The sequence below is a fragment of the Acidovorax sp. M14 genome (genome assembly GCF_049331375.1).
Lineage (GTDB): Bacteria > Pseudomonadota > Gammaproteobacteria > Burkholderiales > Burkholderiaceae_C > Acidovorax.
Window position 1 is genome coordinate 456,557 of record NZ_CP186263.1, and the last position, 12,159, is coordinate 468,715.

Annotated in this window: 10 protein-coding genes; 3 read left to right on the forward strand and 7 right to left on the reverse strand. The window is 68.0% G+C overall.

The window, feature by feature from the left end; translation table 11 throughout:
* Window positions 1-60: 60 nt before the first annotated feature.
* A complete protein-coding gene (locus tag ACOYR4_RS02220) occupies window positions 61-3,348 on the forward strand; it encodes a carboxyl transferase domain-containing protein (protein WP_422848479.1) in 3,288 nt (1,095 codons plus the stop codon).
* 19 nt (window positions 3,349-3,367) lie between these two features.
* On the opposite strand, the gene ACOYR4_RS02225 is transcribed toward ACOYR4_RS02220, so the two are convergent.
* Together ACOYR4_RS02225 and ACOYR4_RS02230 are read right to left on the reverse strand one after the other, a co-directional pair.
* Window positions 3,368-3,979 carry a LysE family translocator gene (locus tag ACOYR4_RS02225; RefSeq protein ID WP_422848480.1) on the reverse strand — a complete coding sequence of 204 codons (612 nt, stop codon included), beginning with the start codon at window positions 3,977-3,979 and terminating at the stop codon, window positions 3,368-3,370.
* Window positions 3,980-4,078: 99 nt separating this feature from the next.
* Window positions 4,079-4,888 carry an AraC family transcriptional regulator gene (locus ACOYR4_RS02230; protein WP_422848481.1) on the reverse strand — a complete coding sequence of 270 codons (810 nt, stop codon included), beginning with the start codon at window positions 4,886-4,888 and terminating at the stop codon, window positions 4,079-4,081.
* Between the two features lie 88 nt (window positions 4,889-4,976).
* Between ACOYR4_RS02230 and ACOYR4_RS02235 the strand changes: the two genes are divergently transcribed.
* On the forward strand, window positions 4,977-6,116 hold the full coding sequence (locus tag ACOYR4_RS02235) for an aminotransferase class V-fold PLP-dependent enzyme (protein ID WP_422848482.1): 1,140 nt from the start codon (window positions 4,977-4,979) through the stop codon (window positions 6,114-6,116).
* Window positions 6,117-6,149: 33 nt separating this feature from the next.
* Window positions 6,150-7,445 carry a DUF445 domain-containing protein gene (locus ACOYR4_RS02240; protein ID WP_422848483.1) on the forward strand — a complete coding sequence of 432 codons (1,296 nt, stop codon included), beginning with the start codon at window positions 6,150-6,152 and terminating at the stop codon, window positions 7,443-7,445.
* A gap of 60 nt (window positions 7,446-7,505) precedes the next feature.
* Here ACOYR4_RS02240 and ACOYR4_RS02245 read toward each other — a convergent pair whose 3' ends face one another.
* The 5 genes from ACOYR4_RS02245 to purU all read right to left on the reverse strand — a co-directional run bounded on the left by ACOYR4_RS02245 (window position 7,506) and on the right by purU (window position 12,117).
* Window positions 7,506-8,231, reverse strand: a complete 726-nt coding sequence (locus ACOYR4_RS02245) for an LrgB family protein (protein ID WP_422848484.1) — start codon at window positions 8,229-8,231, stop codon at window positions 7,506-7,508.
* Window positions 8,215-8,574 (reverse strand): CidA/LrgA family protein, encoded by a 360-nt coding sequence (locus tag ACOYR4_RS02250; protein WP_137748851.1) that lies wholly within the window; start codon window positions 8,572-8,574, stop codon window positions 8,215-8,217. The genes ACOYR4_RS02245 and ACOYR4_RS02250 overlap by 17 nt, the downstream gene beginning before the upstream one ends.
* A 5-nt stretch (window positions 8,575-8,579) precedes the next feature.
* On the reverse strand, window positions 8,580-10,079 hold the full coding sequence (locus ACOYR4_RS02255) for an FAD-linked oxidase C-terminal domain-containing protein (protein WP_422848485.1): 1,500 nt from the start codon (window positions 10,077-10,079) through the stop codon (window positions 8,580-8,582).
* Between the two features lie 270 nt (window positions 10,080-10,349).
* Entirely contained in the window at window positions 10,350-11,255 is a 906-nt protein-coding gene (locus tag ACOYR4_RS02260) for a LysR substrate-binding domain-containing protein (RefSeq protein ID WP_060984772.1), read from the reverse strand.
* A gap of 13 nt (window positions 11,256-11,268) precedes the next feature.
* On the reverse strand, window positions 11,269-12,117 hold the full coding sequence (gene purU / locus ACOYR4_RS02265; protein WP_015012272.1) for a formyltetrahydrofolate deformylase: 849 nt from the start codon (window positions 12,115-12,117) through the stop codon (window positions 11,269-11,271).
* Window positions 12,118-12,159 lie beyond the last annotated feature (42 nt).

Sequence of the window (12,159 nt, forward strand, 5' to 3'; positions counted from 1 at the left end):
TTGACCGCTGGCGCTCGTTGAATATGCGTTAGCAGCTATAAGAATTAGAGCAACTGCCCCATGCCATCTTCTGTTCTGTTCACCAAAGTGCTGGTTGCCAACCGGGGCGAAATCGCACTGCGCACCGTGCGCGCACTGCACGACCTCGGCATAGCCAGCGTGGCCGTGTATGCCGACGACGACGCCGCCAGCCCCCATGTGCAGGCGGCCAGTGCGGCCGTGGCGCTGGGTGCCACCGGCCCGGCCGCCTACCTGGACGGCGCGCGCCTCATCGCCATCGCCCAGGCGCAGGGCTGTGATGCCGTGCACCCGGGCTACGGCTTCTTGAGCGAGCGGGCCGACTTCGCCCGTGCCTGCGACGAAGCGGGGCTGCGCTTCATCGGCCCCAAGCCTGCGCAACTGGCACTTTTCGGCGACAAGGCGCAGGCCCGCGCGCTGGCGCAGCAGCAGGGCGTGCCGCTGATGCCCGGCACGCAGGCGGCCGTGTCTCTGGAGGAGGCCCAGGCCTTCTTTGCGCAGCACGCCCATGCCGGCATCGTGATCAAGGCCATCGGGGGCGGCGGCGGGCGCGGCATGCGTGCGGTGGCGTCGGCCGATGATTTGCCCGCTGCCTACGCGCGCTGCCGCAGCGAGGCGCAGGCCGCGTTTGGTGTGGACGGTGTGTACGTCGAGCGCCTGATGAGCAACGCCCGCCACATCGAAGTGCAGGTGCTGGGCGACGGGCGCGAGGTGATCGCCCTGGGCGAGCGCGAATGCACGCTGCAGCGGCGCTTTCAGAAAGTGGTGGAGATCGCGCCCAGCCCCTCGCTGCCCGGCGCATTGCGCGAGCGCATCACGAATGCCGCGCTGTCCATGGCGCGCGCCGTGGACTACCAGGGCCTGGGCACCTTCGAATTTTTGGTGGACCTGGCCAGTGCCGACCTGCCTTTTGTGTTCATCGAATGCAATCCGCGCCTGCAGGTGGAACACACCATCACCGAAGAAGTCACGGGCGTGGATCTGGTGCAGGCGCAGATTGCGCTGGCGGCGGGCCGCAGGCTGCGGGACATCGGTCTCGACCCTGCCGCACCGCCCACCGTGTTGGGCTTTGCGGTTCAGTGGCGCATCAACGCCGAAACTCTGGACGCGCAGGGCAACGCCACCCCTGGCAGCGGCACGCTGCACCGTTTCGATCTGCCCGCAGGCCCAGGCGTGCGCGTGGACACGCACGGCGCTGCAGGCGCCACGCCCTCGCCGCACTACGACACGCTGCTGGCCAAGCTCATCGTGCACACGCGCAGCCCGCGTTTTGCCGACGCACTGCGCCGCTCGCAGCGCGCCCTGGCCGAGTGCCGCATCGAAGGCGTGGCCACCAACCTGGCGCTGCTGCAGGCGCTGGCTGCGCGGCAAGAAATGGAGAGCCAGCAGGTGCACACGCGCTGGCTGGAGTCGGTACTGCCAGAGCTTCTGTTTGCTACTACAATTATAGCTAATAAAGCATATTCGACTAGCGCTACAGGGCAAAAAGACCCGCAGATCACCTCTGACGCACCCGAAGGCGCCGTGCTGGCCCCCATGCCAGCCCGCCTGGTGCAGCTGAGCGTGGCCGAGGGCGATGTGGTCGCCGCAGGCGCCGAGCTGGCCGTGCTCGAAGCCATGAAGATGGAGCATGTGCTGCTGGCGCCCCATGCGGGCCGCGTGGGCGCACTGTTGGCTGTGGCTGGTGGCTACGTGGTGCAGGGCCAGCCACTGCTGGTGCTGGACGCCGTGGACGATGCGGCCGATGTGGGCGTGCAGGGCTGCGCTGCACACGACCCCGACCACATCCGCGCCGACCTGCAACGTGTCATCGACCGCCACGCCTTCACGCTCGACGCCGCACGGCCCGAAGCCATCGCCAAGCGCCACGCGCAAGGCGGCCGCACCGCGCGCGAGAACATTGCCGACCTGTGCGACGACGGCAGCTTCATCGAATACGGCGCCCTGGCCATCGCCGCGCAGGCCCGCCGCCGCAGCAAGGAAGACCTGATTGCCAACACGCCCGCCGACGGCATGGTCACGGGCATTGGCGGCATCAACGGCGCACTGTTTGGCGACGAGAAATCCCGCGCCGTGGTCATGTCCTACGACGCCACCGTGCTCGCGGGCACCCAGGGCGCCCGCAACCACGCCAAGACCGACCGCATGCTCGGCATCGCCCTGGCGCAGAAGCTGCCGGTGGTGCTGTTCGCCGAGGGCGGCGGCGGCCGGCCGGGCGACACCGACATGCCCATCGTGGCCGGCCTGCATGTGCACACCTTCGCCAGCTACGCTGCGCTGTCGGGCCAGGTGCCGGTGATCGGCATCGCGGCGGGGCGCTGCTTTGCGGGCAATGCGGCGCTGCTGGGCTGCAGCGATGTGATCATTGCCACGCGCGCCAGCAACATCGGCATGGGCGGCCCGGCCATGATCGAAGGCGGTGGCCTGGGCGTCTTCAAGCCCGAGCAGATCGGCCCCAGCCGCGTGCAGCATGCCAACGGCGTGATCGACGTGCTGGTCGATGACGAAGCCGGGGCGGTGCAGGCCGCGCGCCACTACTTGTCGTTCTTCCAGGGCCGCACATCAGAGTGGTCCGCGCCCGACCAGCGCCTGCTGCGCGCCGTGGTGCCCGAGAACCGTCTGCGCGTGTACGACACCCGCACGGCGATGGCAGGCCTGGTGGACGAGGGCAGCCTGCTGCTGCTGCGCACCGGCTTTGGCGCGGGCATCCACACCGCGCTGGCACGCATCGAAGGCCGCCCTGTGGGCCTGCTGGCTAACAACCCGCAACACCTGGGCGGTGCCATCGATGCCGATGCGGCGGACAAGGGCGCGCGCTTCATGCAGCTGTGCAACGCGCATGGCCTGCCCATCGTGAGCCTGGTGGACACGCCCGGCTTCATGGTTGGCCCTGAGGTCGAAGCCACGGCCCAGGTGCGCCACGTGAGCCGCCTGTTCGTCACCGCCGCCAGCCTGCGCGTGCCCACCTTCAGCGTGGTGCTGCGCAAGGGCTACGGCCTGGGCGCCATGGGCATGACGGCCGGGGGCTTTCATGCGCCCGTGTTCACTGTCGCTTGGCCCACGGGCGAGTTCGGCGCCATGGGGCTCGAAGGCGCCGTGCGCCTGGGCTTTCGCAAGGAGCTGGAGGCCCTGCCTGAGGGCGCCGAGCGCGACGCGCTGTTTGCCAAGCTGCTCGCCAAGTCCTACGCCAACGGCGAGGCCATGCACATGGCGGCCACGCTGGAGATCGACGCGGTGATCGACCCGGCCGACACGCGGGCCTGGCTGGTGCGCGGGCTGGCGTCGGCCCAGGTGGCGCCGCTGGGGCACCGGTTCGTCGACACCTGGTGAGCAGGGGAGGGGCGCCTGGCTAGCGCTGCATCAGCGCCAGCTTTCCCCCAAGCGCCACAAACGCTGCGGCAAAGCCGCGCCGCAGCCACACCAGCACGCTCGGGCGCTGCAGCACCTGGTCGCGAAACCGCGCGGCAAAGACGCCGTAGCCCAGGAACACCACCAGCGTCATGGCCATGAACACCAGTGACAGCTGGGCCATGCGCTCTGCCGGCTGCGCCTCGCCCGGCGCGATGAACTGTGGCAGGAATGTGAGGAAGAACAGCGATAGCTTGGGGTTGAGCAGGTTGACGAGCATCGCCTCGGCGATGCGTCCCCCGGTGGAGCGCGCGGGCGCGTCGGCGCGCACCTCCAGCGCGGCAGGGGAGCGCCAGGTGGCCCAGCCCATGTACAGCAGGTAGGTCACCCCCGCGTAGCGCAGGATGTCGAAGGCGGTGGCGCTGGCATGGAGCAGCGCGGCCAGGCCGGTGACTGCGGCCAGCAGGTGCGGCACGATGCCCAGCGTGCAGCCCAGGGCCGTGACGGCCGCAGCCCGCGCGCCGCCCGACAGCCCGGCTGCCACGGTCAGCAGGGCGCCCGGCCCGGGCGAGATGACGACGACGAGGGAAGTGATGAGGAATTCAATGCCCATGGCGCTTTGGAGCCGCACAGCGGCGGCATGCTGTGGAGTGGAGAGGTCCGCAGCATCGCCGCACGCGCGGGCCCGCGTCTTGAACAAAATTGCAGCCCCTCAGCGGTGGGCGCGCAGGTAGGCGTGGGGCGTGGTGCCGAAGGTGCGTGCGAACAGGCGCGTGAGGTGGCTCTGGTCAGCAAAGCCGCTGGCGGCGGCCACCTCGGCCAGGGGCGTGCCGGTGCGCATGAGCCGCCGCGCGTGGTGCAACCGGCGCTGCACCAGGTAGGCGTGCGGCGTGAGACCCGTGGCCTGTGCGAACTGCCGCACCAGCTGGTAGCGGCTCAGCCCGGCTTCGCGGGCCAGCTCGGCAAGGCTCCAGGCCATGGTCGGGTCGTCGTCCACCATGGCGCGGGCGTTGGCAACGGACGCGGCGATGTGCCTGCCGTTGCCCACCGGGCGCAGCAGGCCCGCCAGAATCTGGAGCAGGCATTCCTCCACCTGCAGCGGCGCGGCCGCGTGGCGAGGGTGCCGTGTGGCGGCCGCAAACAGCGCACGGACCTGCGCGGCAAGCCGCGCATCGCGCAGGTTGGGTGCGTGGAATTCGAAGCCTGCGCCGGGCGCGCTGGGGCGCACCTCGGCCGCCAGACCGGCCACCAGGGCGGGCTCCAGGTACAGCATGCGCCAGGCGCGGCCGCCTTCGCCCAGGGGCTTGCCGTCGTGGACCTCGCCAGGGTTGACCGTGATGGTGTCGCCGGGGAGTGACTCCACCGTGCCCCGGCCGCTGAACGATTTCTGCGCCCCCCGGTCGATCACGCCCAGGCCGAACTGCAGGTGCATGTGCCTGCCGAAGGCGAAGTGCGAGTCCGCTTGCATCGCGTCGATGCCAGGCAGTGCAGTGGGCAGAAACTGGAAGGGTTTTGGCGGCATGGCGCAGCGACCAATGGAGGTGCGGGGCCATGATAAGCTGGTCCGATCGCCTTGTTTCTTCCCCCAGTTTCACACGCGGAGACCCACCATGCCCGGCCTTTTGCCCGATATCGACCCCGATGGTCTGCTCGAATTTTCGGTGGTCTACACCGACCGCGCGCTCAACCACATGTCCAAGCGCTTTACCGGCGTGATGCAGGACATTCTGGGCACTCTCAAAGAGGTCTACCATGCCCACACCGCCGTGCTGGTGCCCGGCAGCGGCACCTTCGGCATGGAGGCCGTGGCGCGCCAGTTTGCCAACAAGGAAAAGGTGCTCATCGTGCGCAACGGTTGGTTCAGCTACCGCTGGACGCAGATCTTTGATGCCGACAAGGGCCTGGGCGGCGGTTCCGTGGTGTGCAAGGCGCGCCAGCAGGGCAGCGGCCCGCAGGCGCCCTGGGCACCATGCCCGGCTGAGGAAGTCGCCGCTACCATCCGCGCAGAAAAGCCCAAGGTGGTGTTCGCGCCCCATGTGGAAACGGCCAGCGGCATCATCCTGTCCGACGACTACCTCCGCACCCTGACGGCGGCTGCGCATGAGGTGGGCGCGCTGTTTGTGCTGGACTGCGTGGCGTCGGGCGCCATGTGGGTGGACATGCAGGCCACGGGCGTGGATGTGCTCATCAGCGCACCGCAAAAGGGCTGGAGCGGATCGCCTTGCTGCGCCATGGTGATGCTGAGCGAACGCGCACACCAGGCCATTGAGGGCACGACAAGCAGCAGCTTCTCGTGCGACCTCAAGAAGTGGATGCAGATCGCCGAGGGCTACGAAAAGGGCCAGCACGCATACCACACCACCATGCCCACGGATGCACTGGTGCGCCTGCGCAACGTGATGGCCGAGACACGTGCCTATGGCTTTGCCAAGGTGCGCGAGGAGCAGATCGAACTGGGCGCCAAGGTGCGTGCGCTGCTGGAGTCGCGCGGCTTCCCCAGCGTGGCGGCCGAGGGCTTCAAGGCGCCCGGTGTGGTGGTGAGCTACACCACCGACCCCGGCATCCAGAACGGCAAGAAGTTCCTCGAAGTCGGTTTGCAGACCGCTGCAGGCGTGCCGCTGCAGTGCGATGAAGGGCCGGACTTCAAGACCTTCCGTATCGGCCTGTTCGGCCTGGAGAAGTGGCACAACGTGGACCGCACGGTGGGCCACCTGTCGAAGGCGCTGGACCAGATTGCGGCGGCTGCCTGACGGGGTGCACGCTAGGGCAGTGGGCGGGCCCGGATGAAGCCAGAGGCTGACAGCGCAACCCTCGCCCTGCGGCGTGCCAAACGGCAGGCGCTGGGCCTGCTGTTGCTGGTCACGGCTGTGTTCATTGCCACCAGCGTGGTGGAGCGCGGCCTGTGGCTCAACGCCGTGAAAGCCATGGCCGAGGCCGCCATGGTGGGCGCACTGGCCGACTGGTTTGCGGTGGTGGCGTTGTTCCGCCGACCGCTCGGCCTGCCCATTCCGCACACGGCGGTCATCGCGCGCAACCAGGCGCGCATCGGCCGCAACCTCGCCACCTTTGTGCGCGACAAGTTCCTGGACGTGCCCTCGCTCGTGTCGCTGATCCGCAGGCACGACCCGGCCGAGCGGTTGGCGCAGTGGCTCACGGCGCCCGGCAACGCCGCGCTGCTGGGGCACCAGGCCACGCGCCTGGCATCGGCTGCACTGGAGACGGTGCAGGATGCGCAGGTGGAGCGTTTCATCCAGAAGGCCGCGCGTGCCTTGATCGGGCAGGTGGACATGTCGCGAGCGCTCGCGGCGGTGCTCGACACCCTGACGCACAAAGGCCGCCACCAGGCGCTGCTGGACGACGTGCTGGCCAAGCTCATCGAACTGCTGCAGAACGAGCAGACCCGCACCTGGGTCGCTCAGTCCATCGTGGCCTGGCTCAAGAAGGACAACCCGCGCACCGAGAAATTGCTGCCCAGCGACTGGCTGGGTGACAAGGGCTCAGCCCTGCTGGCCCGCGCGCTGGAGAGCCTGATGGCCGATGTGGCTGCCAACCCGCAGCACGCCTTGCGCGCGCAGTTTGATACCGCTGTGCAGCGTTTCATCGAGCGTCTGCGCAGCGACCCGGAATGGGCGCGCAAGGGCGAGGAGATCCGCACCTGGCTGCAGACCGATGCCGCCGTGGGCGGCTATGTGCAGACCTTGTGGCTGGACCTGCGTGGCGCGTTGCAGCGCGATCTGGCCGACGCTGACTCCGTGCTGGCGCGGCAGGTGAGCAAGCTGGGGCTGTGGCTGGGGGAGTCTTTAGCGGGGGATGCGGCGCTCAGGCAGTCGTTCAATGACCGGCTTGAGCGTTGGGTGGAGGGGCTGGCGCCGGATGTGTCGGCGTTCATTGCGCAGCATATTGAGGATACGGTGCGGCGCTGGGATGCGGAGCAGATGACGCAGCTGATCGAGCTGAACATCGGCAAGGACCTGCAGTACATCCGCATCAACGGCACCGTGGTGGGTGGGCTCATCGGGCTGCTGCTGTTCGGCGTGTCGCACGTGGGGGCCATGGGGCGGGCTTTGTGGGGCGGGTGAGAGCCGCTGAGCGCTGCGCTGCGTAGCGCGGGACGAGAGGCGATGCCCCCGCCACACCCCTCACAACAACCGGAACACCAACGGCATCAGCACCGCCGCCAACACCACCTGCAGCCCCAGCGCCAGCCCTGCATACGCCCCGGCCTCGGCATGCACCTGCAGCGCATGTGCCGCCCCGATGCCGTGCGACGCAGTGCCCAGCGCAAAGCCTCGCAGCGCCATGCCTTGTGCGTCGGTGGGCAGGCGCATCAAGCCGAACAACCAGCGTGCAGACAGCGCCCCCACCATGCCCGTCAAGGCCGCGAACACGGCGGCCAGGGCGGGCACGCCGCCAACCTGTGCGGCAATGCCCATGGCGACCGGGGCGGTGACAGATTTGGGGGCCAGCGACATCAGCACATCGCCGGGCAGGCCCAGTGCCCAGCCCAGGCCCACAGCACTGGCGGCCGCCGCGCTGCCACCCGCCAGCGAGGCCAGCACCAGCCGGCCCCAGCGTGAGCGCAGGGCCGCACGGCGCTGCCACAGGGGCCAGCCCAGTGCCACCACCGCAGGGCCCAGCAAGAAGTGGATGAACTGCGCACCCGCAAAGTACGTGGGGTAGGCCGTTCCCGTGGCCAGCATCACACTGGCCAGAATGGCCACCGACACCATCACCGGATTGGCCCAGGGTGCGTGCCCGGAGCGCACCGACAGTGCCTGCGCCAGCACATACACCGCCAGCGTGGCCGTCAGCCCGAACAGCGGGGCCGAGGCCAGGTACACCCACAGCTCAACGAAGTTCGCCATGGTTCTCCTTGGGCTGTAGAAGACGCAACACCTGCGCCGTCACCGCCATGCCAATCCAGGTGGACAGTACGATCACCGCCACCAGCTGCAGGCCATAGGTACTCAGCAACGCGAGGTGGGTCATCACCCCCACGCCCACTGGCACAAACAGCAGCGAAAGGTGCTGGAGCAAGAAGCCCGCCGCTGGGGCGACGGCATCCTGCACCGGCTGCCAGCGCAGCGCGAGCAAGAGCAGCACCATGCCGACGACCGGTCCGGGCACCGGGAGCTTTAAAAAGTGGGACAGTGCCTCGCCCCCCGACTGCATGAGCAGAAGAAAAGCCAGTCCTTGCAGCGCCTTCATGGCGGTCAGAAACGTGGCAGATCGGGGTGCTTGATCTGCCCCCCGCGCACCAGCATCTTCCCGTACTCCGCACACCGGTTCAGCGTGGGAATCACCTTGCCGGGGTTCAGCAACCCTGCAGGATCAAACGCGTGCTTGAGCCCGAACATCTGCGCGTTCTCCGCCGCAGAAAACTGCACGCACATGCTGTTGAGCTTCTCCACGCCCACGCCATGTTCGCCCGTCACCGTGCCGCCCATGGCCACGCTGGTTTCCAGGATGTCGGCACCAAACAGCTCGCAGCGGTGCAGCTGGTCGGCATCGTTCGCATCGAACAGGATGAGAGGGTGCAGGTTGCCGTCGCCCGCGTGGAACACGTTGGCGCAGCGCAGCTGGTATTTCTTTTCCATCTCCTGGATGGCGAGCAAGATGTCGGCCAGGCGCTTGCGCGGGATGGTCGAGTCCATGCACATGTAGTCGGGGCTGATGCGGCCGCTGGCGGGGAAGGCGTTCTTGCGGCCACTCCAGAAGCGCAGGCGTTCGGCCTCGTCACGGCTCACGCTGATGGCGGTGGCGCCTGCGGCGCGCAGCACTTCGCTCATGCGGCCGATTTCTTCTTCCACCTCTTCGGGCGTGCCGTCGCTTTCGCACAGCAGGATGGCTTCGGCTGTGAGGTCGTAGCCTGCGTGCACAAAGTCTTCGACGGCGGCGGTCATGGGCTTGTCCATCATCTCCAGGCCGGCGGGGATGATGCCGGCGGCGATGACGGCGGCCACCGCATCGCCCGCTTTGCGCACGTCGTCAAAGCTGGCCATGATGCAGCGCGCCAGCTGGGGCTTGGGGATCAGGCGCACCGTCACCTCGGTGGTCACGGCCAGCATGCCCTCGCTGCCGATCACAGCGGCCAGCAGGTCGTAGCCGGGGGCGTCCAGTGCCTCGCTGCCGAATTCGACGGGCTCGCCTTCGACCGTGAAGCCTTTCACCTTGAGCACGTTGTGCACCGTCAGCCCGTATTTCAGGCAGTGCACGCCGCCCGAGTTCTCGGCCACGTTGCCGCCGATGGTGCAGGCGATCTGGCTGCTGGGGTCGGGCGCGTAGTAGAGGTTGTAGGGCGCCGCCGCCTCGCTGATGGCGAGGTTGCGCACGCCACACTGCACTAAGGCCGTGCGGCTTTCGGGGTTGATGTCGAGGATGCGGTTGAACTTGGCCAGTGACAGTGTCACGCCCAGGGCGTGCGGCATGGCACCGCCCGACAGGCCTGTGCCCGCACCGCGCGCCACCACCGGAACCTGCAGTCGGTGGCACACCTGCAGCACGGCCTGCACCTCGTCGTAGGTCTCGGGCAGGCACACCACCAGCGGGCGCTGGCGGTAGGCGGTGAGGCCGTCGCATTCGTAGGGCGTGGTGTCCTCGTTGTGCCAGAGCAGTGCGTGGGGGGGCAGCACGCGGCCCAGGGCCTGGACAACCTCGGCCTGGCGCGCGACGCGTTCGGACAGGGCTACGGTGGGGTCGGCGGCAGTGTTCATGGCTGTCACTGTAGGGGATGGCTGGGTGCCTGGACTTGAGCTTTTCTGCAGGGGATTGTGAAAAACACCTGGATGCTCATGAATTGATAGCTGCTGGCGCTTATTGGACAGGCGCTGCAGGCAAATTTCGGCTGAACCTGGTGGTGGAGGGCGCGGCTCGGTCGATGGCAGCCGAACAAGGGTCGCCCCGCAGCGAGGGCTGCGTCCCCCTTCCCGGCGCAGCCGAGAGAAGGGGGAAGGCGCCCAAGGCGACTCAGGGGGATGCCTCTGCTACGCCATCGTTTTGCGCAGCCACTCGGCAAAGGCCGCGCATTCCCACCGGTCCATGGTGCCGGTGCGCCAGCACAGGTAGTGGGCGTGGGGGCTGGCGGTGTCGGTGGCAAACAGGCGCACCAGCGTGCCGTTCTCCAGCCAGGGCGCGCCCAGCTTCAGGCGCACCAGCGCCACGCCCATGCCGGCAGCGGCGCCGTCGCACATCAGGCCGATGTCGTTGAACTGCGAGCCCTCGCTGGGCTCCGCCCAGTCAAGACCCGTGGCGGCAAACCAGGTGCGCCAGGGCTCCAGCGGGCTGCGCAGCAGCGGCACGCCCTCCAGGTCCTCGGGGCGATCAAAGGGGCCGTGTTCGCGCACGAAGGCGGGTGAGGCCAGGGGCGTGACCACGTCGCGGGCCAGCTCCACATGCTCCACATCGGCATAGTGGCCGGGGCCAAAGCGCACCATCAGGTCGGCGTCCTCGGCCACCACGTCCAGCAGCGGGATGGAGACTTGCAGCGCCAGGTCGATCTCGGGGTACGCCTCGGTGAACTGCCGCAGGCGCGGGATGAGGATGGTGCGCGCAAACGTGGGCGTGACGGCCAGCTTGAGCCGCCGCCGCCCGGGCGCAGCCGCCTGGCCCGGAAAGCGCTGCAGCGCGCCCAGCCCCTCACGCACATGGGCCAGGTAGGCGCTGCCCTCGGTGGTCAGCGAAAAGTCGGCCCGGCCAAACAGCCGCACGCCCAGGATCTGCTCCAGTTGCTTGACCCGGTGGCTCACGGCGCTGGGCGTCACGCACAGCTCGTCGGCCGTCTGCGTCACGCTGCGCAGGCGGGCCAGGGCCTCGAACGTCAGCAGGCACTGGATGGGCGGAATGCGCCGTGCGGCGCTGCTGAGGAAAGAGGACGGAGCTGCCGTGGCCATGGGACGAAGCGATCTAGCGGAAGATCACCGTCTTGTGACCGTTCAGGATCACGCGGTGCTCGCTGTGCCACTTCACGGCGCGGGCCAGCACCTGGCTTTCGGTGTCGCGGCCACGGGCGGTGAGGTCTTCCACCGTGTCGGTATGGTCCGCGCGGGCCACGTCCTGTTCGATGATCGGACCTTCGTCCAGGTCGGCCGTCACGTAGTGGGCCGTGGCGCCGATCAGCTTCACGCCCCGGTCATGCGCCTGGTAGTAAGGCTTGGCGCCCTTGAAGCTGGGCAGGAAGCTGTGGTGGATGTTGATCGCCCGACCGGCCAACTTTTGACATAGGTCAAGAGAAAGTATCTGCATGTAACGGGCCAATACCACCAACTCGGCCCCTTCGCCCTCGATAATCTCAAACTGTTTGGCTTCGGCCTGGGCTTTAGTGCTGCCGGTCACCGGGATATGGTGGAAGGGCACGTTGTAGCTGGCCGCCAGCTGGTAGAAGTCGCGGTGGTTGCTGATAATGGCGCGGATGTCGATGGGCAGCAGGCCACTCTTCCAGCGGAACAGCAGGTCGTTGAGGCAATGGCCTTCCTTGCTGACCATGAGCACGGTTTTCATGGGGGCTGCCGTGGCGTGCAGGCTCCAGTGCATGTTGTAGGGCTCGGCAAAGCTGGCCAGACGCGCTTTGAGGGTGGGATGGTCGTGCTGGTCGCAGGCAAACTGCACCCGCATGAAGAACAGGCCCGTGGCGTGGTCGTTGTACTGCGCGGCTTCTTCGATGTTGCCGCCGTGCTCCAGCAAGAAGCCCGAGACGGCGTGCACCAGCCCCAGGCGGTCGGGGCAGGACAGGGTAAGGATGTAGGCGTTGGTCATAGCTGTGCAATTGTCGCAGCAAGGGCCAAAGGCCGTGAAACC